This is a genomic window from Demequina sp. (genome assembly GCF_049841215.1).
Classification (GTDB): Bacteria; Actinomycetota; Actinomycetes; order Actinomycetales; family Demequinaceae; genus Demequina.
This window is the reverse complement of the sequence record NZ_JASGEO010000003.1, coordinates 38280-64734: the sequence shown is the minus strand read 5'-3', so window position 1 is coordinate 64734 and position 26455 is coordinate 38280. Positions and strand designations below refer to the sequence as shown.

The following is a 26455-nucleotide window of genomic DNA, read 5'->3' as shown; positions in this document are numbered from 1 at the left end:
TTCCCTGGAAAGCCGCGCACCGCTACTCTTCGGAAGATTGTTCACAGCTTCCAAGGGGGAATCACATGGACAAGCCGAGCATTGGCGCCCGGTTGCGGTATCGCTTTGACAACCTGATGGCACGCGGCAATGTGGCCGTGATTGGGCTGTTGGGGCTCATCAGTTTGGCGTGGATCATCGTCATCGGGCTGGTGGCATTCGTATTCTCCATCCACCCAACGGATCAAGACGAGCGCTATTCCTTCGTCGAAGGCACGTGGCGCCAGTTGACGTTCACGCTTGACCCCGGCACGTTCTCCGGCGATGTGGGCTGGGCTTGGCGCATCGCTTCGCTGCTCACCACCCTGTTCGGTGTGCTCGTGGTCGCGAGCCTCATCGGTGTCGTGTCCGCCGCTTTCGATGACCAAATCGCTCAACTCCGCAAGGGCCGCTCCTCGGTGCTGGAACACGGCCACACCGTGATCCTTGGCTGGAACACCAAGGTGTTCACGATCATCTCGGAGCTGGTCATCGCGAACGAGTCGGAGCACAAGCCCGTGGTGGTGGTGCTCGCGGACCGCGACCGCGTGGACATGGAAGAAGCCATCCGCGAGAAAGTTGCGGACCTCAAGAACACCAAAGTGGTGTGCCGCAGCGGAAACCCGCTTGACCAAGACGAGCTGCTGCGCGCCAACCCGTACGCCGCGAAGTCGCTCATCGTGCTGGGCGACGAGGACGCTGCAGACGTGGACGCGACCACCATTAAGACCACCCTGGCGCTCACCAATCACCCCGAGCGCCCAGAGGGCGAGATCACCGTGGTGGGCGAAATCGCCAACCCGGAAAACCTCTCCATCGCCAAGCTCGTCGGCAAGGACGAGGCCGAGTGGATCCTGCCGCTCGAGACCATCTCCAAGGTGACGGTGCAAACGTGCCGCCAGTCAGGACTGTCCCGTGTCTACACGGAGCTGTTGCAGTTCGACGGCGACGAGATGTACTTCACGGAGCAGCCCTCGCTGACCGGCCGCTCTTACCTCGACGCCCAGCTGGCCTTCGAGACCTCCACCGTGGTGGGCGTCATCACCGAGTCCGGCGTGGTGATGAACCCGCCCGCTTCGCGCCCACTCGCGGATGGCGAGCAGCTGATCGTCATCGCGGAGGACGACTCCACGATCGAACTTGCCGCCACCCCGGGCACACCCGCAGAGGCCGCCGTCACGGGCATGGCCGCGGTAGAGGACGAGCCTGAGCGCACCCTCATCCTTGGCTCACACTCGCAGTTGCCGCTCATCGTTTCCGAGCTCAACGAGTACGCCCCCGCGGGCTCGCACGTCACGATCGTCACCGAGTACAAGGCCCCCAAGTTCGCCGAGGCGCCCAACCTCGACATCGTGGTCAAGCGCGGTGACACCACCGACCGCAAGACCATCGAGGACCTGCAGCCGCACACGTTTGACCACATCCTGGTGCTCGCCTATCGCGACAACCTCGACATCGAGACCGCGGATTCGCGCACGCTCGTGACGCTGCTGCAGTTGCGCGAGCTTTCGGCAGAAAGCGGCACCAACCTCAACATCGTCTCCGAGATGCTCGACGACAGGAACCGCCGCCTCGCGGAGGTCACCAAAGCCGACGACTTCATCGTCAGCGACAACCTGATCAGCCTGATGATGGCCCAGATCTCCGAGAACCCCCAGCTCAACGAGGTCTACGGCGTGCTGTTCTCATCCGACGGCCCCGAGATCTACCTGCGCCCCGCCGAGTGGTACGTCACCCCCGGCGTCCCCGTGGACTTCTACACGGTTGCGGCGGGCGCGGCCAGGCGCGGCGAGACGGCGATCGGCTTCCGCGACGTGGCCCCAGATGGCGTGGGTGACGCACGGGCCACGATCCGCATCAACCCGGCAAAGTCGGAGCAGCGCGTCTACGGACCCGGCGATCTGATCATCGTGCTTGCGGAGGACTGATCTCGCCTGGTGTCCATCGCAACAGGGCGGCTCCGTGGGAATCCAGGTGCACGCGGATTGCCTTGCTACCAGGTGCTACTCCGCGCGCGGCATCGGACTGCGCGGTCACCGCTTGCTGCGGCACCTCCGCGCCCGTCCACAGTTCGCGGATGACGCCGGGCTCGCCCACGGGGAACGCAAGGTTCTGCACGTCAAGCGTGACCGTCGCGGGACCTGCCCCCAGGTTGAAGGCCGCGGCAAAGCGATCGCCAGCCGGGCCGTCGGCCCCCCACAGGACGAGGTCGCCCTCTCGGAAGAGTTCGCGGCTAATGCGAACCCCCTGCACTGCGTCCATCACCTCCGCATTGGTGAACAGCGCAATGGTCTGCGGATCCGAGGACGGCAAGTCTCCGCCGATCATCAGCGGTGAACGAGCGATGACCCACAACGTCATGAGCGTGGTTCGCTCCACTGGCGTGAGGTTGTCATCTCGAGGCTCACCCCGCTCGGCCCGAATTCCCACCCGGCCAAGAGGCAGCATGTCGCCGTCGGGCCAGCCGTCGGGACCGGCGTGCGGCGCCCATCGCGCGAAGCGTGCGAAGTTCGCCTCCACGTCCTCCCACAGGTCCCACAGGTCATCGCAAATGCGCCACATGGTCGCGTGCTCTCGCAAGTGGTCCAGGCGAGCGAGTGACAGGTCTCGCCCCGGCGACAGCGACAGCTGCATCTCGCGATCGACGTTCTCGATGGCACCCGAGAAGGCCTCGATATCGGCCGCTTGGTACGGCCACAGCATGTCGTCGCACTTGATGAAGTCCACGCCCCACTCGGCATAGAGCGCGAGCACCGAGTCGTAGTAGGCCCGCGCGCCGGGGTGCGCGTGGTCCAGGCCGAGCATGTGGGGGTTCCACTCGCACACGTTCGCGGGATCCGCCACCTGCGACGCGCGCCAGTCGGTGCCGGCGATGGGCAGGTCCAACTCCACTGCACGCCGCGGAATGCCGCGCATCGTGTGCAGGCCGAGCCGTAGCCCCATCGCGTGCAGCCTCTCCGCAATCGGACGGAATCCCGCACCGCCAGCCGCGCTGGGGAACCTCCCGGGATCTGGCACGAGACGCCCCCACGTATCGAGGGTGAGCGGCGCGGCGTCGTTGTAGCCATGCGAGCGTGCGGTGGGGTCCGACCAGTCGATGTCGATCACCACCGTGTCCCAGCCGAACTCCATGAGATTGGCCGCCATGAACTCGGCGTTCGCCATCACCTCCTCCTCGGTCACCGTGGTGCCGAAGCAGTCCCAGCTGTTCCACCCCATGGGCGGGGTGTGTGGCTTCGCGAGCGTCAAAGTAGCTCGGTTCTCACGCCGGGTTCCAACAGCAACAGCCTGCCCGACGGCCCGCTCCAGTTCTCCTGGAAGGCCTCGCGCGGTTCGCTGAAGTGGGCCCAGTCTTCAATGTGAACGGGCACGATGAGAGCGCCGGGCCAGAGCTCCGCGACCTGGGCCGCGCGCTCCGCGTCGAGGGTGAGGGGATCCGGGCCGCGGTTAGGCACCCGCGCGGCACCTACGCACAGGATTGCCACGTCTACATGGGGAAACGCTGCCGCGATCTCTCTCGCCACCGCAACCTCAGAATTGTCTCCTGAGAAGTAGACGGTGGGGTGGCCGTCGGCTTCAAGGACAAAGCCAATGACAGGGCCCGTGTGCTCCGCAACCCCGTCCGGGCCGTGCAGCGCGGGCACGGCGGTGACGGTGACGGGGCCAACGGTAACGCTGGTCCATGGCTCGAGGCCCAGAGTGCCGGGCACGCGCGGGGCCCCCGCAGTGGTGGTGAGGGCCACGGGCACCTGGGCGAGGACGGCGCGGCCCTCGTCGTCGAGGTTGTCGGGGTGGTGGTCGTGGGAGACGAGAGCGAGATCCAGCTGGCCAAGGCGCTGGGGCGGCACGGCGGGGCCGCGCGTCTTGGTGAGGCCGCCGTAGTCGCCGGGGGCGCTGAATGTGGGGTCGGTGATGACGGTGAGGCCCGCGTAAGTGAAGACGAGAGTGGGGCCGCCCACGAGGGTGGCCGTGATGGGTGCCACTACTTCGTCACCTCGACGTGAGTGGCGGTGCACTGCGCGGGGAGCGACGTGGTGCAGGTGGTGACGGTGACCTTCACCTCGTCGCCGCGCTCCACGTCGGCTGGCTCTGCGCCATCAAGGTTGCGCGCGGCGACGGAGATGATGGCGTTGTTGAGGGTGCTCTGCGGGAGGCCAGAGAACACGAAGATCATGGGGTCGCCCGGATCCTGCACGGAGGAGACGGTGCCCGTCTCGGTGATCGCCTCCCGGTCGCTCCCGCCGCCGCAGCCCGCGAGCGCGGCCCCGAGCACGAGGAGAGCCAAGGCCTTCGCGGCCGCTTTGGTTGCCATGCCCTCATCATGGCACCGGCGCCGCGGCTGGTATCCTCGGTGAGCCACATTTTGTGCGGCATGCCCTCGTAGCTCAGCGGATAGAGCGCCGGTTTCCGGTACCGAAGGTCGCAGGTTCGATTCCTGTCGAGGGCACTTTTTGTTGACATGTCAAGCAATCTGCCCGGCCGACGCTACAGCCGGGTTCGCGATGACCTCGCCGATCTTCCTGAGTGCCTGGGTGCAGGTTTGGCACGCCAGTTCGGCACTCAGGCACTCAAAGGATGCAGAGCACGGCCCTGCCGCCGCCTATCTAGCGGGACAGGCCCACCGACTCGTCGAGCGTCGCCAGGTCCTCGGCCGTGAGCGTCAGGTCAGCAGCCAACGCCGAGTCGCTGATCGACTCGGGCCGCGACGCCCCAGGAATCGGGATCACGCCGTCCGACAGCGACAACTCCCACGCGAGCGCCACTTGCTGCGGCGACACACCGTGCGCCGAGGCCACCGCACCAAAAGCGCCGTGCCGCGAACCCAGCGCACCAGCAGACGAGATCCCACCAAGCGGGCTCCACGGCAAGAACGCGAGCCCGTGGTCCACGGTGTACTTGAGCTCCCCATACGTCGTGGCGAACCGGGGCGAGAACTGGTTCTGAACAGAAACCAGCCGCCCTTCGAGCACCTCCTGCGCCGCCGCGATCATCGCGATCTCCGCGTTCGAGATGCCCGCCAGCTGAATGACACCCTCGTCCAGCAGCTCCGCGAGCGCCCCAATGGAATCCGTGTAGGCAACGGAAGGGTCCGCGCGGTGGAACTGATACAGACCAAGCGAGTCAACACCGAGCCGCAAACACGACGCCTTCGCCGCCGCCTTCAGATACTCGGGATACCCGTTGCGCAGCCACGAACCGTCACCGGGGCGGATCAGCCCGCCCTTGGTCGCCACCAACACATGGTCGGTGGACGCGCCATAGGACTTCAACGCCTCCGCGATGAGCGCCTCGTTGTGCCCCGTCTCGTTGGCATCGCGGTTGTACGCATCCGCGGTGTCGATGAACGTCACGCCCGCATCGAGCGCCGCGTGAATCGCCGCGATGGACTGCGAACGCTCCGGCCGCCCCTCAATCGACATGGGCATGCCGCCAAGGCCAATGGCGCTGACGGTCCTGTCGCCTATCCGACGCTGCTGCATGGCTTCTCCTTATGACTCGCTTGGGCTTGGGGATGGGCTGGGCGACGTGGCCGGCGCGGCCAGTGACGTCACCGTGACCGTGGTCACCTTGCCGCCTTGCAGATCCGCCACACACTGTGCGTGGGACTGATCGTCGAGCTGCCAGATCACGGTCATCTGGTCGCCTCCAGCAGACACGAGCGCCGCGGCCTCGCTGTCGCGAGCGTCGGCCTGCTCACCCGTCAGGGTCTGCTCGTCGGCAAGGTCAAGGCTCACCATGCGCGCGTCGAGCGCCTCCCACTCGGTCGCCGAGTAGATGTCGCCACCGGTGATGCCGGGCCCGTCGGCGTTCTGAGCGTGATACTGCGCCTCACAGGCATCCGCGGCGGCCTGCTTCTCCGGTGACAGGTCTGCGCGCAGCAGGTGCGTGATCGTTGCTCCGAGCACCACCAGCACGGCAATGGAACCGGCAATGATGAGGGGCAACCAGGTGCGCGGCTGCTCCGGCGGTTGGGGCTGAGTCACCGCTCCAGCCTACGTTGCCCCTGGCACACGCCCGCACGCGTCCGTACGATTGCACAATGGCCGGCGTGGACCTTCGCTACGAACCACACCTCGCGCTCGCGTTGGGGGGCGGAGGTGCGCTTGGCGCCGCTCATGCTGGCGTGCTGGAGGTGCTCCACGAGCGCGGCATCCAGCCCTCGATAGTGGTGGGCACGTCGGCTGGGTCCATCGCTGGCGGCGCCTACGCCAACGGCCGCGACCCCTACGAGCTCACGGAGCTGGTGATCCGGGCCAGTTGGGGCGACTTCGGCACCTTCTCGATGACGCCAGGCCTTGGCCTGTTGGACACGGAGGGCCTCCGCGAGACCGTGGACCGCATCGGCCACGACTCGATGATCGAGGACATGCCCATCCGCTTCGCCGCGGTGGCCACCGACCTGTCCACGGAAGAGGCCGTGCTCATCGACCACGGCTCGCTCGTAGAGGCGATCGGCGCATCCATCGCCGTACCGGGCCTGTTCCGGCCCAAGGAACTTGACGGCCGCACCTTCGTGGACGGCGGCGTGGTCCAGAACCTGCCCATCGAGGCCGCATTCACCATGGGAGCGAGCCACGTCATAGGCGTGCGGCTGGCCCCCGAGTGGGATTTCTTGCCGAAGATGCGTACCGCGCTCCACGTCCACGAGTACGAGATTCGCGACGACGTCACCATGATCACCCCGCGCCTGCGTCACCGCTCGCAATGGGTGGCCCGCGACCTTCCCGGACTGGTGCAGTTGGGGCGCGAGGCTGCGGAGCTCGCGCTCAAGGACTACCCGGTGGTCAACCCGCGGCCCGTCGCGGACGCGCCTGACGCCGCTCCCACTACGCCGGAAGTAGCGCAGGAAGCCCCGGAAGAGCCTGCGCCACCGCGGGGTGTCGCAGCGTTCTTTCAGCGACGTTCACTCCCCTCGCCAACGCCGGATTTGCCGCAATAGCAGGCCCGACGCCGTGGCTGAGTTCCAGCACGTACGGCAGTGTCACGGTGGTCAAGGCCGCAGTTGCGGTGTTGCCTACCGCTCCTGGCATGTTGGCAACGCAATAGAACTGGGAGCCGGCCACCTGGTAAACGGGGTCGGCGTGGGTGGTGGGGTGCGAGTCCTCGAAGCAGCCACCCTGATCAATAGCTATGTCCACGAGCACCGAGCCCGGCTTCATCGCCTCCACCATCGCGCGCGTGACCACCTTGGGTGCGGGGCGGCCAGGCACGAGTACTGCACCAATGACGAGGTCGGCGTGCGCTACGGCCTCGGCCACAGCATCGGGCGTGGAGAAGACAGTGGTGAGCGCGTCGCCGTACTGGGCGGCGAGTGCGTCGAGGCGCGGTTGCGAGACGTCGAGCACGGTGACGCGAGCGCCAAGCCCAAGGGCCTCCTCCACGGCGAAGGATCCGGCAACACCCGCACCGATGACCACCACGTCTCCCGCGGGGGCGCCGGGGGCGCCGGCGAGCAGCACTCCGCGCCCGCCCTCGGAGGACAGCAGGTGATACGCCCCCACGATCGGTGCCATGCGGCCCGCGACCGCGCTCATGGGAGCCAGCAGCGGGAGTGAGCCGTCCTCGAGCTGGACGGTGTCGTACGAGATTCCCAACGTGCCCGCGTCGATGAGCGCGCGGGCGAGTGGCTCGTTGGCGGCAAGGTGCAGGAATGTGAAGAGGGTGGTGTCGCGCAGCAGCGGGTACTCGGCGGGGGTGGGCTCCTTGACCTTCAGCACCAGCTCGCCCGACCACGCGTCCTCAAGACCTACGAGACGCGCGCCCGCTGCCTCGTACTCGGCGTCCGTCATCGCGGAACCTGCCCCGGCGCCGGCCTGCACCCAGACGTCGTGTCCTTCCGCAACCAACTCGCGCGCACCATGCGGAGTGAGCGCCACGCGCGTCTCCGCCACCTTTGTCTCTGCCGGAACGGTGATGAGCATGATCCCAGTGTTCACCCTGGTAGCCGTCCGCGCTCTCCACAAGGCCAATAGACTCGGGAGGACGACGAGAGGGGAACGCGTGCGGCGCGAGGTCAGACAGGCGGCTGTGCTGCTGGCAATGGCCACTGCGCTCGCATCCTGCAGCTCCGGCGGAGGCGACACCTCGATGTGGGACGCGGTGCCAATCGTCAACGGATCAGAGAACAATCCCGTAGAAGACATCACAGACTTGGTCTCGCGCGCTGAACTCGTGGTCGTTGGACGCGTAACCGACGTCGATGTCACCGCCTCGAAACCGACCGCGGCAGCGGGCGACGTGGCACCAGAGTTCTTGCTCGTTGACCTCAAGACCACTGTGTACGTCACTCCGGAAGGCTCAAAGGATGCCATCGCCGTATCCATCAGTTCGTCTGTGGCGTCGGATCTGGCGGACGCCACAGTGAAGGCGATCGAAGACGCACCACTGCCCAAAGCCACCACCGTGTTCGTCTTGAGTGGCCCCGCTGACGATTGGGGGTATTTCTGCACGTCCGCGCAGGCCTACTGGTGCCCGCTAGAGGCCGTGGGGAACAAGCTCCGCGCGCCGCGTGCCTCTGACTGGGACAAGCGACTCGCTGAAGACTCGGTCTCGAGCAAAGGCGACCCCATCACGGCGATCATTGAGACGGCGCGTGCCCACGGAGTTGAGGTCAAGGGATCCTAGCCCGGCCCTAGGCTTGACGCATGCCAGAACTCCTCCACCTCACGGCCGCCGGCGCCTCCCTTCTGCTCGACGTTGGCGACGGGCGCCTGCCGCGCGTGGTCCACTGGGGCGCGGAACTCGGCGACGGCGATCTGGCGGGCATCGCGCGCGCCACCACGGAGCCGCGCGTAGGCGGCGAGCTCGACGAACGGCACGCGCTGTCCGTGCTGCCTGAACACTCGTGGGGTTGGATGCACACCCCCGGCCTCAGCGGCAGCCGCGCGGGCCGCGACACCTTCTCGCGCTTCGAGGTCACCTCGGTGGAGCGGTCCAGCGAGGGCAGCGGCGACGGTTCCGTTGACCGCGTGGTCACCGAGGCGGCCGACGCCGTGGCCGGGTTGGCACTAGCCGTCACGATCGAGATGCTTGGCACGGGACTGGTGAGAGCTCGCGCCGCGGTGACGAGCACGGGCTCCGGCAGCACCGACGCCGAGCCGTATCAGTTGGAACAGCTCACGCTCCTCCTCCCGGTGCCGCGCGAGGCCACGGAACTGCTGGACTTCACGGGCCGCTGGATTCGCGAACGCACCCCGCAGCGCGGACCGTTCAACACCGGGGTACACCTGCGCGAGTCGCGCCGCGGCAAGCCTGGTCACGACTCCGCGTTCCTCATCGCCGCTGGTACACAAGGATTTGGCTTCCGTAGCGGCGAGGTGTGGCTCACGCATGTGGGGTGGTCGGGCAACTCGCGGCACCTCGCCGAACGCGCCAACGACGGCAGCGGACTCATCGGCGGCGGCGAACTTCTGCTGCCCGGCGAGGTGCGCCTGGCGTCCGGCGAGACGTACGAAAGCCCGTGGGTCTACGCGTCGTACTCCCCTGCGGGACTCGACACGGCCTCAACCCGGATCCACCGGTGGCTGCGCACTCACCCAGCCCACCCGTCGGGCAGGCGGCCCGTACTAGTGAATACCTGGGAGGCCGCGTACTTTGACCACGATCACGATGCGTTGCGCGCGCTCGCGGACGCGGCCGCCGAGGTGGGCGCCGAGCGCTTTGTGCTTGACGACGGTTGGTTCCGGCACCGCCGCGCGGACAACGCGGGCCTTGGCGACTGGTTCGTTGATGAGGAGATCTACCCGGACGGCCTTGGGTGGCTCGCCGAGTATGTGCGCGGCAAGGGGCTCGAGTTCGGGATCTGGTTTGAGCCGGAGATGATCAACGGCGACTCGGACCTGGCGCGGGCGCACCCGGAGTGGATTGCCCAGCCTGAGCTGGGCGGAGGGCGCTGGCCCATCCAGGCTCGCACGCAACAAGTTCTGGACCTCACTCACCCAGAGGCGTTTGCCTACATCGAGGAGCGACTGCACGCGGTGATCGGCGAACTCCAGCCCACGTACATCAAGTGGGACCACAACCGCGATCTACTGGAGGCCGCGAACACGCACACGGGCCGGCCCATTGGGCACGAGCAGACGCTCGCGTTCTACCGCCTGCTGGATGGCCTGCATGCGGCGTTCCCTGACCTGGAGATCGAGTCGTGTTCCGGGGGTGGGGCGCGCATTGATTTGGGCGTGCTGGAGCGCACGCAGCGCGTGTGGACGTCCGATTGCAATGACCCTTTGGAGCGTCAGCGCATGCAGTTGTGGACGTCGCTCATCGTGCCGCCCGAGTACATGGGTGCGCACATTGGGCCGCCCGTTGCGCACACCACGCATCGCGCGTCGTCGCTGAACTTCCGTGCGGGCACCGCGTTCTGGGGGCACCTTGGCATCGAGTGGAACGTCGCGGGACCGGAGGCGTCCGCGCCCGAGGTGCGCGGCGCCATCACGGAATGGGTGGCGCTGCACAAGCAGTACCGCGAGCTGCTGCACACGGGAGACGTGGTGCGCTCTGACCTGCCGGTGGCGGGGCGCGTGCTGCAAGGCGTGGTGGCGCGGGACCAGTCACAAGCGCTGTACTCGTTCGCCTCGCTTGACTCGGTGGTGGAGCAGCCCACGGGGCTGCTGCGGCTACCGGGACTGGATCCTGCGCGCACCTATCGCGTGATGCCAGTGGGACCGGTGCGGTTGGCTTCGGCTGGCCCACGCGCCACACCGCCCTGGTGGGCCGACGCTGAGGCCGGGTCTCCCGTGCAACTCACCGGCCGCGCGCTGTCAGTTCATGGGGTGCAGGCGCCCGGGCTGGACCCCGATGAAGTGGTGATCATTCGGGTGGAAGCCGTTCAGTAAGGCCAGGCTCTGCTGGCGACGATTCGATCGGACGCCCTGCGACGATGCGCCCGGAATTGGGTCGCAACCCGACGCCAAGAGTCCACCAAAGTGGGGACACGTCAAGGACGTTGGTGACGTCATCAACGGACTTTGTGGCAACAGCGGTAGCGACCACGGTTTTGGGCTGTGGGTTTGTTGAGTCTGGGTGCGTAGGAGGAGAAACGTCCATGCCGGGCCCGACGAGCGGGGCGAGGGCTGGGGTTTGGTCCCCAACGGCGTTTTGGGCTGCGGTGCTGGTGGTCGCGGATGCGGTTGCGGTGATGTCGGCGAGGAGCCCGATGGCAACAACGGCAGTTAGGAAACAGCGCACCACGGCCCCAAGGGTGTGGGGGGTGGCGGGCGCGGTCATGGGGTCTATCGTGCCAGGCGAGCGCACAGCAGACTTGGTCGCGAAATGCGCACAAGGGTCGCTGCTAGATCGCGGGGTCACGTCGAGTTGCGCCTCAAAGCCGACGCGCCGCCTCGGTAAGGAACCATTCAACGACCGCAAGCGGCACAGCTTCGACCGTGAAGAACGTGACCGTGCGCTCCTTAGTCAGGTCATCCTCGAAGACCTCGGCGAGTCGCTCGCCCGACTCCACCGCCAGCTCCACAGCCATTCCGTCGCGCTCTCCGACAGCGCTCGCCAGCAATAACTTGTAGCCGTTCATCCGAGCGGCTCCAAGAATCCCATGAATGACCCATCGTTGCTGAAGCGAACACCGCGTCCGGTCGAGTCCCAGATGTTTGTCACCCGATCCAGGACCTCCGTGCGACCACCCGTGTCGGCCAGTATCTCGTCGAGCACTTGCAGGCCCTGTTGGTTTCTCGCCGTCGCGGTTCCGTTCGACAGGCCGTTGAACACGCTCCCATCTCGGCCCGAGTGCTTCTGAAGGGCGCGTCCAACTTGTGTCAGCCCGTTGCGGTCTGCAGCCTGCGCGGCAGCCCGGAGCTCTGCTTGGCCAAAGCCGCCGAAACTTCGCACTCCTGTGTTTGTGGCCGGGGCCGTGGCCGTCTTGACCGCCCCGGCCGCGGCACTCTTGATGGCCAAAGAAGCACCCTGGCCGAGTCCCCAGCCCACGAGCCCGACGGCCGCGCCTTGCAGCGCACTGACGGTGTAACCCTTGACGGTCCACTGGTCTTGGGGCGTATTGATGCCATACGCCAAAGCGGAGATCGCACTGCCCGTTCCCCCGGCGCACGCCAGGGCAGCGGTCCCGAGGGTCACGAAGCCGCAACCAATGCCTGCGGCGACGGAAACGCCGAGAATGACCAACTTCTTACCATCGACGGTTGTCTTTCGTGCGGCGTATGCTGCGGCGTACTGCTCGTCGCGCATCTTCTTGTAAGCCGGCTGAACGATGTCGCCGTACGACTGGAAGCACGTCGTGAAGTCCTTCCCCGTGTATTGCTGACATCCCGGGTTGAGTCCTGTCGCGTCGGTATAGACGATGGGGTTGTTGTCGGCATACCGGTAAGGGTCCAACGTACGAGGGTCGGCGGGGTTCATCAGGGGGTCTGGTGAGATGAACCGGCCCAGGACGGGGTCGTAGTAGCGGGCGTTCAAGTAGGTCAGCCCGGTGGGGTCGGCGATTTGGTTGAGCCAGCCGTGGGCGGAAGCGACCGTGGAGCCGTCACGTTTGACCCCGTAGGGGGTATACGCGTTGGAGGTGGTGACCCCAGTGGGGTCCACGGTGACTTGTGCGGAGCCTTGCACATCACCCAACGTGATCAGGAGCTGCCCACCGGTGGTCTTGGAGGCCAGTTGCACGCCGCCAGCACTGTAGAAGCGGGTCACCGAAATGTCATCTGCGCCCGTGGCAGGGTTGGCACCCGTGTTGGAATCGGTCGCTTCCCACGACCCCATGTAGATGGTGGCTGTGGTGCCCGTCAGCGCAGCGAAGCGTTGACCGGCCGCGTCATACAAGTACGTTGTCGCCACACCTGTCGTGCCATCCGCGGCGATGGGGGTGATCGTCGTGAGGTTGGACAACACGTCCCAGCTCAGGGTTTGAGTGCCGCTTCCGGTGGGGTTGGGACGCGATGTCATCCTGCCCGCGGCGTCATACTCATATGCGCCGGCATCGACGTTCACGTTGGCGAGGTCCGCGTCGTGGGTGGCCGTGACACACAACGCAGCATCCGGTGCCGTCGCGTTGGATGTGAACGTGACAGCGTTCGGGTGCGTGAGGTTGCAGTACTCGTAGGTCGTGGTCGACGGTGTCGGCGCGGCGAAAGTGGCGGTCACCGCTGACGAGATCTGACCTGCAGGGTCATATTTCCACGAACTGCGGTATGACGAGGGCTCGTCCGTGACGTTCCATGTCCCGTCCGTGGGGGCCGAGCTTGCACACGCGGGTGAGCCTTCGACGGCGGTCTGGGTCCAGGCGGCACTGAGACGGTTCCCATCGTCGTACGTATAGCACTGCTTGACGTGAGTGACAGCGTCAGCAATGGTGTGCACCCTGCCCGCCGTGTCGTACTCGTATGTGTCACCTTGCACCAGCGCACCACCGGCAGTAGCAACAACCCCGGTGACTCTCCTATACCCCTCGTCCCACACCAACGACCGTGAGACCGAGTTCGCGAGGCTGCGGCCTGTGACGCGACCGTCGAACTTCCGGGTCACGGAGGTGAGGATCGGCCCCGAAACCGTCGACGTCAGCGAGTTCACTGCACCGAACGACGTATACCCGGTGGTGACTTCGTCCGCGAGGAACCCGGCGACGGCAGGCAGCGTCGTGGACGTGACCCTGCCCGAGTCGTCGTATGCGACCGTGGTGGTGTAGTCCTTACCGGAGAACGCGCCCAGGCCCGTCATCGTGGGCAACGTGACCTTCGTGGCGGTAGGAAGCTGGGTCCGGGGATGAACGGCGGTCACCTCAGACTTATACGACGTAGTGGCACCGGGGAACGTGAACTCGGTCTTGAGGAGCTGACCCGGGGACGTCACCGAGCCGGACGTGTCATACGTGTACGTCGTTGTAGATTGCGCGGTGGTAGCGGACTCTAACCCGTACGTCGTGCGCGTCAGGGCACGCCCCAGCGCGTCATACGTGGTGCGCACGACCCCAGCCTGCGACGTCACCTTCTCCACACGACCGTTCGTATCGTACTGATACGACGTCTCACCCGCGTTGGGGTCTACCATCCTCACGGTCCTGCCCAAACGGTCTGCCGTGAACACTGTTTTGACATTGGCGGCATCTTTGACCGTGGTGACCGTGCCGTCGGCACCGGACTCGTAAGCGTACGTTGCCTTCGTGAACACCGTTCCGTCACCGGTGACGGTGCTCACCGTTCTTCCCGCACCGTCCGTCATCGTGACCGTGCGTGTCGACGGCGACTGTACGAGCGATCCGTCACCAAAGTACGTGGACGTCGTTTTGGACAGCACGACGGTGAGCGACTTGTGCTCGACCTTCGTGGGGCGCCCGGCCCAGTCGTACGTGGTGAGCGTGTAGTTCTGCATCGCGGCCGGATTCGAACTGGCCGGGACAGCGTCCATACCAACAGGGTTCGGGTTTACCAGTGGAGAACTCACCACCACAAGGTTTCCCACCGAGTCGTATGACTTGACGACCACAACTCGTCCTACGCCGCCATCTTGGCGAGGCGACGACGTTTGGACCTCGTTGCCGAAGGCGTCATACAGCGTGTACGTGCGTAACGAGTCCGCGTTGCCATCAACGTCTTTCAGCACGCGGGTGCGTATCTGGTTCGGGACCGTCCGACGCTCCAACGGCGCAGCCTGCGAGTCATACAGGAATGTCGTGCTGGCTTTGGTAGTCGCAGGCGGCGTTGCCTCATCCCCATACTGGGCAGCCGCGAACTCCTCCTTAGGCCTACCCGCCGCGTCATACCGATAGTGATCGAACAACCCGTTCACACGCTTGACTTTCATGGTGTTCCCGAACACCGGGTCAAACCACGCTGTCTCAGAGACATTCGGGGCATTCGTGTACGTCACCTTCGTCATCCCCGACTCTGTCCCATACGCCCACTTGGACTTGGAGACCCCGTCAGGAAGCGTTGCGGTCACGATCCGCCCCCGCGTGTCATACGACGCGGTGCTAGCAGTACCAGTCGCTGCGCTCGTCGCGTACGTCACTTCCTTGGTCACGTTGCCGTTCACAGGAATGTTCGCTGCAGCCGTGGTCGCACCGTCGTAGAACAGGTCCGTCCGGCCCGTTGTGATCCCTGCACACGTCGCCTTGGTGGTCATGACCTGCGTCGGGACGACCACGTACTGCCCCTCACCCCACGCACTTGCGGACTGCGCGTACGAGTAAGTGGCGCATGACGTCAGCGCCGCGTCGTCGGTGTCAGGGGCGGTCAAGACGCTCTTGACACGGCGCGCGACGTCATACTCGGTGTGAGTCTTCGCCGTCCGGTATGAGCGGAAGCCGTCATCCTTGTTGACAAGCCGCGTCAACACATAGGCGTCCTCAACCGCGATGAACGCCGACTTATACACCCCCGGACCGTCCTTCACCGTGGCACCCACATACACGTTCTGGGTGCGGCTGCGAATCACCTCGCCGGCGTCTTCAGTGACAGACCCGATGACGAGACCTTGCCGTGCGAACGTGTCCGCCACGGGCGACAACGGCAGCCGATCATCATTAATCGGTGTGATCGAAACCGAGCGTGTGCCACTACCGGAAAGATGGTCCCCGTCCATGCCCCTGTGGTACTGGGTGGTGGTCGTCGACTCAGTGGCACCGGACCCTGTCGTGACCCGCACCTTCTCATAGCCGCGCCACGAGTTCCACGTCTGGTTTCCCGCCCCCGCGCTGAACAGGATGCTGTTCTGGTAACCCCACGCCGGGTTACCCACATAGGTGTACGTCAGCGTCTGACTTGGCGTGTCCATCACCGCATCGTCAAGCACCACCTCGTCCACGAGATAGCGGTGGAATATCGCGAACCCGGTAGCGCCCACCGCCGGAGTGAACAGCTGCGGTGCACAATCCCACTCGTTGTCATCCCAGTTCTCATCCACCGACGCATACCAACTCGTAAACCCGGCACCGGAGGACCCTGTCGTGGGGCAGTGATTGTTCGCGGACGTCTTCTGCGTCTGATACGACACGGAGATGGTGAGCCCATCCGGGGTCTTCACCGTCGTCAGGCGCTGCTTATCCATGGCACGCACGGCCGAGGTGTAGTCAACCCGGTTGTTGAGGTTCGTACCACCGAACGCATACACATAATCCGTGATGTTGTCGTCAGGGTCTGCGGTGTCCCCGTAATACCGCGACTGAATCGTCTTCAACCACAACGCCCGCGCACCCCCATCATCAGTGCTGGGATAGGTGAACTCAAATTGGTGACGCACCACCGTGTCCCAATTACTCGCACCAACTTTGGCAAACGCACTAACGTAGTTCAGTCGCTTGAACGTGAAAAACACCGGTGAATCCTGGGCAGACGTACACGTGCCCGTGCACCGCAAGTCCAACGGGGTGTCAGGATACGACGACGCATTCGCCACCGTCGCAGGCAGGCATTCCTCGGCGTCACCACCCAACGCGTCATAATCACCGTTCGCTGTCTCCACACACCGAGACTTCGTGGTGAACACCACCTTCGCGGTGTACCCGGTGGTGCGCGTCGACGTCGTCGCCCCATACCGAATCTCCGACGGCACCAACGCCGACGTATACGTCACCGACTTTGACGGATCACCACCAAGCGCATACCTGTTGGTCTCCGGCGCGTAAAAGTACGTGATCGCGTTATTGTTCGCATCTTCCTGCAAGTCCAGCATCCACCGGTACCCCTGCATGCAGTAACTAGACTGCGCCGACCCGCAACGCGGCTCGCCCGTATCATCCCCATACACCGGCACCGTCGCCACCGAGTTCGTGTCCACGTCCGCCTGACCGGTCTGCGGCACATACCCTAACCCGAAGAAATACACCGAACCATCAGGCAACATCAGCTTGAAATACTCACCGTCGTTATCACCGTTGGGTGACGTGGAGCGAGTCTCGCGCACCATACGCCACCCCGTTTCCGCCTGGGTGCGATACCGATTCCCCCCATCCCAAATCAACTGCTGCGTGGACCCACCAAACGACAACACATACGCCGCAAGACCAGGCTCATCCTCATACGGCGAATCCCAACACAACTCCGCACCTCGCGCCGTGTACCCATCCGCAGCACACCCCTTATAGAGACGCTCAACATACGGGGTGCCAAGCGACCACCCCTGACCCACCCACCCGGGCTGGTTATTCGTCGACAAACCCTGACCATCCACCGCACCAGAGTTATACGACACCGTCACATCCGGCACCGGACCCACCGGCACCGTGGGAAGCCTAAGCGGCACCGAGTACGCAAACGACCCATACTGCTCCGACACCTGCCACTGCGAATCAGCACCCAAATCCGTCGCCGTGAACGTCCCCGTGGCCCCCGACGCACCCGACACCGCAGCAATAATCGACCCCGAACCAGACCCCGCCACCGCAACACCCGCACCACCCCCAGGAAGCTGCGGCACATCAAGCTCCACAAAACCACTCGGAGACGCCACCCCCTCCTCAACAACCTCCGCCAAATCCACACCCGTCACACACGACGGCACCTCAGGAGTCGTCAACGCGCACTCCGGGAACTCCACCAGCCGCAACCGCGACCCATAATCCGCGCCAAACGCGTGCTCAAACCCCGACGCATCCACTGTCAACCGCGCCCACGCCTGATCATCCGCACCATCCAACGCACGAACCCTGAACGCCACTACCGCACCAGGAAGCGACTCCTCAGCCAACGGCAGCGTCTGCACCACGACCCGCGAATCCTCACCCACCGCATCCGTGTCAGCAAGAACCAAATCCGCACGCCCCACACTCAACGCCGGCAGCGACCCAATCTGCGTCACAATCTCCGCATCCGACGGAGCATCAACACGCAACACCACCCCATCAGCAACCTCACCAGGCCCAAGCACCACCGCAGACGCCTCAGGAAGATTCACCTCTTCGGGCACCGCAACCGGCCCAACCTCAAACGCATCCCCCCGCGCACCAACGCGTGCCGAAGGAACCTCGCTCACCTCAGCTGCAACCCTGTCCCCCACCGACAACGGATCAACCACGGGCGCAAGCGACGGCTCAGCAGTAGGCGACACCAACGGCACCGGATCACCCGACACAGAAGGAGAAGGGGAAGGAGAAGGCGCCACACTCGGAGCAACAGACGGCTGCCCCACCGCATCAGGCACAGCACTCACCGACGGGCCAGGCAACACCTCATCCGCTCCCGCAGGAGCCGCAACCACCACCGTCAACAACGCCACACACAGCGCAACAACACCACGCGCACCACGCACAACAGCCACCCAAACCCCACACGAGTCCCCCCTGGCGACATTGCCAGGTGAGCAAAACGTATCGGGAATACCTGGTATCGACAAGGAACCGCGCCAGATGCCGCGATTCCGCGCGGCATGGCACCGGCCTGAAGGGTTCTACGACCCCGCAGTGGCCGTGGGGGCCGGCTCGGACTCGGTCTCTTGGGTGTCGTCCTCGGTGGTGGTGTCCGTCTTAGTGGTGCTCTTAGAGCCAGAAGACTTGCTCGACGACGAAGACGATGAGGACGACGAGGAACTTGAAGAACTCGAGGACGAGCCGCCGTCGGAGTAGTTACCGCCCCACGACGAGTCGTAGTACTTAGCGGTCAGCTCCTCGTACTCCCAGTGCCACGGCTCGTACTTGGAGGTCTTCGCCCACTGCGGGTTCACCCAACCAAAGGTGGCGGCGTTGGCCTTGATCCACTTGCCGGAGGCGCCGTTGAGGTCCTTCTTGCAGATGTCGACGGCGAGGCCCCAGCCGTGCATCGAGGTGCCCGGCGTGGCCGCCATGTAGCCGCGCGTGGCGCGCGTGCCGTACTGCTCGGACAGCGAGCGGTAGGAGTCGTCGAGGCAGATGTTGCGGCCAAACACCGTGCGGTAGTAGTCGTTCATCGCGGTGAAGGCGACCGCGGCCTCCGCTTGCAACTGCTCACCGCTCTGGCGGAGAGCGCACATCGACGACGAGGACAGGCGCCCGTTGGTGCCCTTGAGCTTGGCCGCGGGGTTGCACTTGGGTAGCGGGCCGGAGATGCTCTCCGCGTCCGCGGCGAGCATCGCGGTGGTGGCGTCAACGTCGGGCAGGGGCAAGTCCGAAGACAGCAACTGGGGGCCACCACCAAGAAGGGCCGCCGCCGTGGTTGGCGACTGGCCCTTGACTACCCCGGGAAGCGACTCCGCCGCATCCGCGTAGGGAGCGATGGTGCCGAATACCGGGTACACGATCATCGCGAGCGCAAAGCCCACAAGAATGCCGCCGCGGGTAAGGACCTTGCGGCGGCGGTGGGTGGAGCGAACTCGGATCTCTTGCGTCTCAACGATGCGGCGCTCCTTGCGGGTGCCGACCGCGATCTCGCCGGTGGTGACCGGCGCTTCGACGAGCGAACTCATGTCACCTCCGTTCCGCCACGTATCCGCCTCAGTACCGTTCCAGACGCGCGGTGAGAGCACTCGCAACGTTTGGACAACTTGTCCATGGTAACCGAATGGTTACGATTCGTGCCAGGCGAGTAAACCTCAGATGTCGCACATCTCACACGGCCCTAAAGTGTGCCGCTCACTTCGCCAACTAGCTCCTCGAGGATGTCTTCCAGGAATACCAGGCCCGTTGGGCCGTCGGCTCCCACTACCAACGCAATGTGGGCGCCCGAGTTGCGCATGAGCACCAGCACGTCCTCCACCTCATCTGTGGCGCCCACCACAGGAAGGTCCCGCACCCGCCATGCGTGGATGGGCTCTTCCCGCTCCGTGGGACGCGCGAAGAGCGTGTCCTTGATGTGGAGGTAACCTACGAAGCCGTCCTCGTTCGCCACGGGGAAGCGAGAGAAGCCCGTCTGAACGGCGAGGTCCTCAAGCCCCTCCACCGTGACGCCCGCTGGGGCGCTCACCACCTTGGCGAGCGGCACCATGACGTCTTGCGCGTTGTGCTCGGAGAACTCGATGGCACCAGTCAGCAGGCCCGAGGTGTCGTCGATGGTGCCCTCCTCGGACGAGCGCAACACGATCGACTGCACCTCATCGGCGGTGAAGGCGCTTGCCACCTCATCGCGCGGCTCTACTCCCAGCGCCCTGACGATGCAGTTCGCGATCCAGTTGAGCGCCACAATGATGGGCTTGAGCACGCGCGCCACCACCACAAGCGGCGGCCCAAAGAGCATCGCTGCACGATCCGGGTTGGACACGGCAGCGTTCTTGGGCACCATCTCGCCAACGATCACGTGCAGCGACACGATGATGCCAAGCGCAATCAGCAGCGCCACCACATGAGACGCAGACTCCGGAAGACCAAGGTTATGGAACACCGGCTCCAGCGCGTGCGCGATCGCCGGCTCGGCAACCACACCAAGCGACACCGAGCACACGGTGATGCCCAATTGGGCGCACGCGAGCATGAGCGACACATGCTCCATCGCCCACAGCACCGTCTTGGCCGCACGGGACCCCGCGAGAGCGCGCGGCTCAATAGAGGAACGGCGAGCGGAGATGATCGCAAACTCAGCGCCCACAAAGAACGCGTTGACGAGCAGCAGCGCGATGACGCCGAGCACTAGCCCAAAGCTCATGACTCACCGCCCTCGGCGCGCACCAGACGCACCCTGTCGATGCGCCTCCCCTCCATGCGCTCCACGGTGACGCGAACGCCGTCGGCCTCCACCACGTCGCCAACTGCCGCGACACGGCCAAGGCGAGCCATCACAAAGCCACCGATCGTCTCGTAGGCGGGCGACTCCGGAATCTCGATTCCCGAATACTCAACCACCTCGTCGGGCCGCAAATCGCCCTGCGCAATCCAGGCGCCACCAGGAGCTTTGTGCATGGGAGGGCGGCGGCGGTCGTGCTCGTCGGAGACGTCGCCAACCAACTCCTCCACCAGGTCCTCGAGCGTCACCAGCCCTGCCGTGCCGCCGTATTCGTCCACGACGATCGCGCACTGCAGCGCAAGCCCACGCAACTCAACAAGGAGCGGCCGCAACCCGATAGTCTCTGGCACGCGCGGTGTGGCGGCCATGATCTCGGTGACGGGCGCCTCGTCCCTGCCCGCAACGGGCACTCCAATGGCGCCGGCGAGCGTGACGATGCCAAGCACGTCGTCAGGGCCGTCGCCGGTGACGGGAAACCGCGAATGGCCCGACGCTCGGGCCGCCGCAAGCACGTCGCTCGCCTTAGCGCTGGCCGGCAGCATGACAACCCGCGTGCGGTCCGTCATCACGTCCACCGCGCTCAGAGAGTCAAGGTCGATGGTGTTGGTCAGCAATCTCGCCGTATCCGCATCGAGTGTGCCCGCCTCGGCGCTGCGGCGCACCAACGTGGCGAGCTCTTGCGGCGAACGGCCGCCGCTGAGTTCCTCCTTGGGCTCAATGCCCATGGCCCGCAGGATCGCGTTCGCAGCAGAGTTAAGCCCGCGGATCAGCGGCCCAAGCGCCGTGGTGAACGCCATGATCAGCGGCGCGGCAACTCTGGCCGTCCGCATGGGCTCCGCGAGCGCAAGATTCTTGGGCACCAACTCGCCAATGATCATCGAGAACGCGTTCACCACGATGAGCGAGACGGTGCCCGCAATGGCGCCAACTGCCGCGCGGCTCAGCGACGAGTCATCAAGCGGGATGCGCAGCAACTCGGTGATCGCCGGTTGAGCGGTGTAGCCGAGCAGAATCGTCGTAAGCGTGATGCCCACTTGAGCCGCCGACAATTGCGTCGACAGCGTCGCGAGCGCGCGCTTCACGCGGCCGGAACGCTTGCCATCAACGTGGGAGGGATCAAGCGCAACGAGCGAGAATTCCGCCGCAACGAATACCGCGGTGCCAAGCGTCAGAAGCACGCCAGCACCGATGAGCAGCCAGGGGGTCACGGGTGGGCCCGTCTATGGTCGTCCATGGGTGGAGCCACTATACCTGGCCGCGGTTCTCGCGCCCAGGGTAACGATTTCGCCAAACCCGGTGACGTTGGGGTGTCGCCAGCCGTTTAGGCTGGATGATAGAGAAGCCCATTGCCGCGCTCGCGCGTAGAAAGTGACCGCATAGCCCGTGTCCCCAGACACCACAGACCGCACAGCTATTACTCGCGCGCCAGGAGCGCCCTCGGTTGCCTCGCTTGTCCTTGGCGGCGGCAGGCCCGACGCTATTGAGGCTCCCGTTTCGACCTCGCCGGAGCCGGCAGCAGCGCCCGAGCCGGCCGCGCCGTCGGGCCCTGAACCCGAGGTGGCCCAAACCCAACCCATCGCCACCGCGCAGGCGCCCACAGCGTCGTACCTGCAGCGAGACGATTCGCACGCGCGGAGCGCCAAGGACGTGGAAGAGGGCGTCTCGCGACTGCGCGGCCCCGCGGCGCGCGTGGTGCAGAACATGGAGGCGAGCCTCGAGGTGCCAACGGCGACGTCCGTGCGCACCGTGCCCGCCAAGCTCATCATGGACAACCGCGTGGTCATCAACAACCACTTGGCGCGCACGCGCGGCGGCAAGGTCTCGTTCACGCACCTCATTGGGTTCGCGATCGTCGAGGCGCTCGCCGAGTTCCCCGCGATGAACGTGGCCTACGCGCTCGAGGACGGCAAGCCCGCCGTGTTCACTCCCGAGCACGTGAACTTTGGGCTCGCGATCGACCTCGCCAAGGACGACGGCTCCCGGCAACTGCTGGTGCCCAATATCAAGGGCGCAGACCAGATGGACTTTGCGCAGTTCTGGGCGGCGTACGACGACCTCATCAAGCGCGCGCGTACCGGCGCGCTGCAGGCGGTGGACTTCCAAGGCACCACCATCACGCTGACTAACCCGGGAACGTTGGGAACCGTGTATTCGGTGCCGCGACTGATGACCGGTCAGGGCGCCATCATCGGCGTGGGATCCATGGACTACCCCGCGGAATACCAGGGGTCTTCTGACGAAACGATCACTCGTCTTGGCATCTCTAAGGTGATGTCGCTGACGTCCACGTATGACCACCGGGTGATTCAGGGCGCGCAGTCCGGCGAGTTCCTTGGGCTGGTGCACAAGAAGCTCCTTGGGCTTGACGGCTTCTACGACCGCGTGTGCCTGGCGCTGCGCGTGCCGTACGAGCCGGTGCGGTGGGTGCAGGATTCCGCCACCTCGCTTGAGGCGGAGACTCTCAAGCCAGCACTCATCGCCGAACTCATCCACGCGTACCGCTCTCGCGGGCACCTCATGGCTGACGTGGACCCGCTGTCCTCGCGGCCGCGCAAGCACCCCGACCTTGACGTGCAGACGCACGGCCTGACGCTGTGGGACCTTGACCGCGTCTACCCCACCCCTGGGTTTGGCGGCAAGGAGCGCATGAAGATGCGCGAGGTGCTGTCGCGCCTGCGTGACGCGTATTGCCGCACCATCGGCCTTGAGTACATGCACATCGCGGACCGCACGCAGCGCGCATGGTTCCAGGAGCGGCTTGAATACGGCTACACCAAGATCGCTCGTGAAGAGCACTTGCGAATCCTGCACCGGCTTAACGCCGCAGAGGCGTTCGAGGCGTTCCTGCAGACCAAGTACGTGGGCCAGAAGCGGTTCTCGCTCGAGGGTGGAGAGTCGCTGATCCCGCTGCTCGATGCCGTGATGTCCTCCGCGGCCGAGTCCGGTATCCAAGAGGTGTGCATCGGCATGGCGCACCGCGGGCGCCTCAACGTGCTCGCGAACCTCGCAGGCAAGAAGTACTCGCAGATCTTCTCCGAGTTTGACGGCACCGCGGTGCCCGGCTCGGTGCAGGGCTCCGGAGACGTCAAGTACCACCTGGGCACGGAAGGCGTGTTCACGGCCGAATCCGGGGCTACGACGTCCGTGTATCTGGCCGCGAACCCGTCCCACCTCGAGGCCGTCAACCCCGTGCTTGAGGGCATCGTGCGCGCCAAGCTCGACGTGCTTGGCGCCGACCCCGCCACCGACGGCTACCCCATCCTGCCCATCCTCATCCACGGGGACGCGGCCTTCGCGGGCCAGGGCATCGTGATGGAGACGCTCAACATGGCCCTGCTCAAGGGCTACAAGGTAGGCGGCACCGTCCACGTCATCATCAACAACCAGGTGGGATTCACCACCGGACCCGAGTCGTCCCGCTCCACGCGGTACAGCACCGACGTTGCCAAGGGCTACCAGATCCCCGTGTTCCACGTGAATGGCGATGACCCCGAGGCGTGCGTGCGCGCCGCCCGGTTGGCCTTCGAGTACCGCGAGGCCTTTGGGCGTGACGTCATCATCGACATGGTCTGCTACCGCCGCCGCGGCCACAACGAGGGCGACGACCCCTCGATGACGCAGCCGCGCATGTACGACCTCATCGAGGCCAAGCGCTCCGTGCGTCACCTCTACACCGAGGCCCTGATTCGCCGCGGCGACATCACCACGGACGAGGCTGAGGCGGTGTCTCGCGACTACCTCGCCCAGCTGGAGCGCGTGTTCCTCGAGACACGAGAGGGCTACAAGCCAGGTGGGGACGCGGAAAACATCCGCGGTCTTGAGCTTCCTGCTTCGCAGTCGTCCGACGCTGGGGTCATGGTGGGTTGGAAGACTGCCGTTTCCGCGGCGCAGGTTGAGCGCATTGGGCGGGCGCATGTGCGCCCGCCAGAGGGCTTCGCGGTGCACCCCAAGCTCGAGAAGCTCTTGGAGCGTCGCGAGGAGATGAGCCGCGAGGGCGGCATCGACTGGGGCTACGGCGAAATCCTGGCGTTCGGCTCGCTGCTCCAAGAGGGCGTGCCGGTGCGCATCGCCGGGCAGGACACCCGGCGCGGCACCTTCGTGCAGCGTCACGCGGTGTTCCACGACCGCAACACCGGCTCCGAATGGACGCCCCTGCTGTACTTGGCCTCCGACCAGGCACGGCTGCACATCTTCGACTCCCCTCTGAGCGAGTACGCGTGCCTCGGATTCGAGTACGGGTACTCCGTGGAGCGCCCCGACGCGTTGGTGCTGTGGGAGGCGCAATTTGGCGACTTCGTCAACGGCGCGCAAACCATCATCGACGAGTTCATCTCCTCTGCGGAGCAGAAGTGGGGCCAGTCCTCCTCGGTGGTGCTGCTACTCCCCCACGGCTACGAGGGCCAGGGCCCAGACCACTCGTCGGCGCGCATCGAACGCTTCTTGCAGTTGTGCGCCGAGGACAACATGATCGCGGCAGCGCCCACCACGCCCGCCTCGTACTTCCACCTGCTGCGGCGCCAGGCCTATGACCGCCCGCGGCGTCCGCTCATCGTCTTCACCCCCAAGTCGATGCTGCGCCTGCGTGCCGCTCAGAGCTCCGTCGAGGACTTCACCACGGGCACCTTCCTTCCCGTGATTCCCGATCCCATCGACCCCGCCGGTGTTGACCGCGTGCTGCTATGTGCCGGCAAGGTCTACTACGACCTCGTGGCCGAGCGTGAGAAGCGCGGCGACACCGCCACTGCCGTGGTGCGGCTAGAGCAGCTCTACCCGCTCGACGGAGACGCCCTGCGCGCAGAAGTGGGCCGCTACCCCAACGCGGACCTCTACTGGGTCCAAGAAGAGCCCCTCAACCAGGGGTTCTGGGGCCACATCACTACCACGCTGCCGCAGGAAATTTCCCACGTCATCTCGGTAGTGTCACGTCCGCGCTCTGCCTCCACAGCGTCGGGCCTTTCCTCCCGACACGCCGCCGAACAGGCCGAACTCGTTGCAAAGGCGTTTGACCGATGAGAAACATCTTCCTGGTGGGCGACGAGCTGGTGGCCGGGCACGGCGACCCCAAGGCGCTGGGGTGGGCGGGGCGCGTTGCGGCGCGCACGCTCGCCGTGGCGCCCGATTGCCGCTTCCACACGCTCGCCGTTCCCGGCGAGACCACCGGGGAGATGACGGCGCGGTGGGACGACGAGGCGCTGCGGCGCTTGGCGTCAGACGACGGCAGCTCTCGCTACGTGGTGTTCGCGGTGGGACGGGCGGACCTGCGGCGGGGGGTGAGCCCCACGATGACGCGGCTCAACCTGGCGAACGCGCTTGACCGCGCGCAGGCGCTTGGCTTCTCCGCACTTGTGGTGGGGCCGCCGCCAACGAGCGGAGATGAGAACCAGGCGATCGCCGAGCTTGCCGCGCTGTGCGATGACGCAGCCTCGCGCAGGGGCGCGCCCTACGTGGACATGTACGGGCCGCTTGCGCGCCACGAGCAGTGGCTGCATGACATGACTCTGGGTGACGGATCGTTGCCGCTGCAGGCCGGATACGGGCTCATGGCGTGGCTGGTGCTGAACTCCGCGTGGCACGACTGGCTGGGGATCGAAGCCCCGGCGGTCTAGCTTTCGAGTTCCCCCTAGCGTGCGCCCGCTACGGGGAGTAGCCTCAAATGAACGGGCTACAGGGGGAGGATCCATGTTGCCGTCCGGGGGGACACGTGCAATGCGCCGACGGCGCACGATCGCGACAGTCTGGGCCGTGATCGCGACCGGCGCACTTCTTACCGCGCCCGCGCTAGCCGCCGAGCAGGACCCCGCCGATCCGAGCGCGTCGGTCAGCCCATCGGCGACGCCAACACCGTCGCCCTCCCC

General features: G+C 65.5%; 18 protein-coding genes and 1 tRNA gene. 7 read left to right on the top strand and 12 right to left on the bottom strand.

The window, feature by feature from the left end:
• Window positions 1–65: 65 nt before the first annotated feature.
• Window positions 66–1946, top strand: a complete 1881-nt coding sequence (locus QM618_RS00780; RefSeq protein WP_428093449.1) for a CASTOR/POLLUX-related putative ion channel — start codon at window positions 66–68, stop codon at window positions 1944–1946.
• Here the strand turns inward: QM618_RS00780 and QM618_RS00775 are convergent.
• Genes QM618_RS00775 through QM618_RS00765 form a run of 3 tightly spaced genes read right to left on the bottom strand, consistent with a single transcriptional unit; the run spans window position 1924 to window position 4330 of the window.
• The gene (locus QM618_RS00775; protein WP_428093446.1) at window positions 1924–3237 is read right to left on the bottom strand and encodes a glycoside hydrolase family 27 protein; all 1314 of its coding nucleotides are present in this window, start codon (window positions 3235–3237) and stop codon (window positions 1924–1926) included. The genes QM618_RS00780 and QM618_RS00775 overlap by 23 nt on opposite strands.
• A gap of 26 nt (window positions 3238–3263) precedes the next feature.
• On the bottom strand, window positions 3264–4001 hold the full coding sequence (locus tag QM618_RS00770) for an MBL fold metallo-hydrolase (protein WP_428093443.1): 738 nt from the start codon (window positions 3999–4001) through the stop codon (window positions 3264–3266).
• Entirely contained in the window at window positions 4001–4330 is a 330-nt protein-coding gene (locus tag QM618_RS00765; RefSeq protein WP_428093440.1) for a hypothetical protein, read from the bottom strand. The genes QM618_RS00770 and QM618_RS00765 overlap by 1 nt, the downstream gene beginning before the upstream one ends.
• 62 nt (window positions 4331–4392) lie before the next feature.
• On the opposite strand from QM618_RS00765, the gene QM618_RS00760 reads away from it, so the two are divergent.
• Window positions 4393–4465: transfer RNA gene (locus tag QM618_RS00760), tRNA-Arg, on the top strand.
• Between the two features lie 157 nt (window positions 4466–4622).
• On the opposite strand, the gene QM618_RS00755 is transcribed toward QM618_RS00760, so the two are convergent.
• Both QM618_RS00755 and QM618_RS00750 read right to left on the bottom strand, forming a co-directional pair.
• Window positions 4623–5498: an aldo/keto reductase gene (locus QM618_RS00755; RefSeq protein WP_428093436.1), complete on the bottom strand. Its 876-nt coding sequence runs from the start codon at window positions 5496–5498 to the stop codon at window positions 4623–4625.
• A 9-nt stretch (window positions 5499–5507) separates the two neighbouring features.
• Window positions 5508–6002 (bottom strand): hypothetical protein, encoded by a 495-nt coding sequence (locus QM618_RS00750; protein ID WP_428093433.1) that lies wholly within the window; start codon window positions 6000–6002, stop codon window positions 5508–5510.
• Between the two features lie 56 nt (window positions 6003–6058).
• On the opposite strand from QM618_RS00750, the gene QM618_RS00745 reads away from it, so the two are divergent.
• The gene (locus QM618_RS00745; protein WP_428093430.1) at window positions 6059–6958 is read left to right on the top strand and encodes a patatin-like phospholipase family protein; all 900 of its coding nucleotides are present in this window, start codon (window positions 6059–6061) and stop codon (window positions 6956–6958) included.
• Here QM618_RS00745 and ald read toward each other — a convergent pair.
• On the bottom strand, window positions 6846–7940 hold the full coding sequence (ald, locus tag QM618_RS00740) for an alanine dehydrogenase (protein ID WP_428093427.1): 1095 nt from the start codon (window positions 7938–7940) through the stop codon (window positions 6846–6848). The two genes, QM618_RS00745 and ald, sit on opposite strands and share 113 nt — an antisense overlap.
• A gap of 79 nt (window positions 7941–8019) precedes the next feature.
• Here ald and QM618_RS00735 point away from each other — a divergent pair, with 79 nt between their 5' ends.
• Together QM618_RS00735 and QM618_RS00730 are read left to right on the top strand one after the other, a co-directional pair.
• Window positions 8020–8643 (top strand): hypothetical protein, encoded by a 624-nt coding sequence (locus tag QM618_RS00735; RefSeq protein WP_428093424.1) that lies wholly within the window; start codon window positions 8020–8022, stop codon window positions 8641–8643.
• Between the two features lie 20 nt (window positions 8644–8663).
• Window positions 8664–10853: an alpha-galactosidase gene (locus QM618_RS00730; protein WP_428093421.1), complete on the top strand. Its 2190-nt coding sequence runs from the start codon at window positions 8664–8666 to the stop codon at window positions 10851–10853.
• On the opposite strand, the gene QM618_RS00725 is transcribed toward QM618_RS00730, so the two are convergent.
• From QM618_RS00725 to QM618_RS00700, 6 genes are all read right to left on the bottom strand, one after another.
• Window positions 10828–11244, bottom strand: coding sequence for a hypothetical protein (locus tag QM618_RS00725; RefSeq protein ID WP_428093418.1), 417 nt, complete (start codon window positions 11242–11244; stop codon window positions 10828–10830). The genes QM618_RS00730 and QM618_RS00725 overlap by 26 nt on opposite strands.
• Window positions 11245–11338: 94 nt before the next feature.
• Window positions 11339–11545, bottom strand: coding sequence for a hypothetical protein (locus QM618_RS00720; RefSeq protein ID WP_428093415.1), 207 nt, complete (start codon window positions 11543–11545; stop codon window positions 11339–11341).
• On the bottom strand, window positions 11542–17988 hold the full coding sequence (locus QM618_RS00715; protein WP_428093412.1) for an RHS repeat-associated core domain-containing protein: 6447 nt from the start codon (window positions 17986–17988) through the stop codon (window positions 11542–11544). The genes QM618_RS00720 and QM618_RS00715 overlap by 4 nt, the downstream gene beginning before the upstream one ends.
• A gap of 372 nt (window positions 17989–18360) precedes the next feature.
• Window positions 18361–19350 (bottom strand): M15 family metallopeptidase, encoded by a 990-nt coding sequence (locus tag QM618_RS00710; RefSeq protein WP_428093409.1) that lies wholly within the window; start codon window positions 19348–19350, stop codon window positions 18361–18363.
• 152 nt (window positions 19351–19502) lie between these two features.
• Window positions 19503–20522 (bottom strand): hemolysin family protein, encoded by a 1020-nt coding sequence (locus tag QM618_RS00705; RefSeq protein ID WP_428093406.1) that lies wholly within the window; start codon window positions 20520–20522, stop codon window positions 19503–19505.
• Window positions 20519–21808: a hemolysin family protein gene (locus QM618_RS00700; protein WP_428093402.1), complete on the bottom strand. Its 1290-nt coding sequence runs from the start codon at window positions 21806–21808 to the stop codon at window positions 20519–20521. The genes QM618_RS00705 and QM618_RS00700 overlap by 4 nt, the downstream gene beginning before the upstream one ends.
• 175 nt (window positions 21809–21983) lie before the next feature.
• Here QM618_RS00700 and QM618_RS00695 point away from each other — a divergent pair, with 175 nt between their 5' ends.
• Together QM618_RS00695 and QM618_RS00690 are read left to right on the top strand one after the other, a co-directional pair.
• Window positions 21984–25613, top strand: coding sequence for a multifunctional oxoglutarate decarboxylase/oxoglutarate dehydrogenase thiamine pyrophosphate-binding subunit/dihydrolipoyllysine-residue succinyltransferase subunit (locus tag QM618_RS00695; protein WP_428093399.1), 3630 nt, complete (start codon window positions 21984–21986; stop codon window positions 25611–25613).
• On the top strand, window positions 25610–26206 hold the full coding sequence (locus tag QM618_RS00690) for a GDSL-type esterase/lipase family protein (protein WP_428093396.1): 597 nt from the start codon (window positions 25610–25612) through the stop codon (window positions 26204–26206). Before QM618_RS00695 ends, QM618_RS00690 begins: the two co-directional genes overlap by 4 nt.
• The last annotated feature ends 249 nt before the right edge of the window (window positions 26207–26455 follow it).

Bases quoted from the DNA above. Each gene is read 5' to 3' on its own strand.
- QM618_RS00755 (WP_428093436.1), bottom strand. From the start codon at position 5,498: ATGCAGCAGCGTCGGATAGGCGACAGGACCGTCAGCGCCATTGGCCTT.
- QM618_RS00775 (WP_428093446.1), bottom strand. From the start codon at position 3,237: ATGGGGTGGAACAGCTGGGACTGCTTCGGCACCACGGTGACCGAGGAG.
- QM618_RS00705 (WP_428093406.1), bottom strand. From the start codon at position 20,522: ATGAGCTTTGGGCTAGTGCTCGGCGTCATCGCGCTGCTGCTCGTCAAC.
- QM618_RS00745 (WP_428093430.1), top strand. From the start codon at position 6,059: ATGGCCGGCGTGGACCTTCGCTACGAACCACACCTCGCGCTCGCGTTG.
- QM618_RS00780 (WP_428093449.1), top strand. From the start codon at position 66: ATGGACAAGCCGAGCATTGGCGCCCGGTTGCGGTATCGCTTTGACAAC.
- QM618_RS00725 (WP_428093418.1), bottom strand. From the start codon at position 11,244: ATGACCGCGCCCGCCACCCCCCACACCCTTGGGGCCGTGGTGCGCTGT.
- QM618_RS00690 (WP_428093396.1), top strand. From the start codon at position 25,610: ATGAGAAACATCTTCCTGGTGGGCGACGAGCTGGTGGCCGGGCACGGC.
- QM618_RS00730 (WP_428093421.1), top strand. From the start codon at position 8,664: ATGCCAGAACTCCTCCACCTCACGGCCGCCGGCGCCTCCCTTCTGCTC.
- QM618_RS00710 (WP_428093409.1), bottom strand. From the start codon at position 19,350: ATGAGTTCGCTCGTCGAAGCGCCGGTCACCACCGGCGAGATCGCGGTC.
- QM618_RS00765 (WP_428093440.1), bottom strand. From the start codon at position 4,330: ATGGCAACCAAAGCGGCCGCGAAGGCCTTGGCTCTCCTCGTGCTCGGG.
- QM618_RS00720 (WP_428093415.1), bottom strand. From the start codon at position 11,545: ATGAACGGCTACAAGTTATTGCTGGCGAGCGCTGTCGGAGAGCGCGAC.
- ald (WP_428093427.1), bottom strand. From the start codon at position 7,940: ATGCTCATCACCGTTCCGGCAGAGACAAAGGTGGCGGAGACGCGCGTG.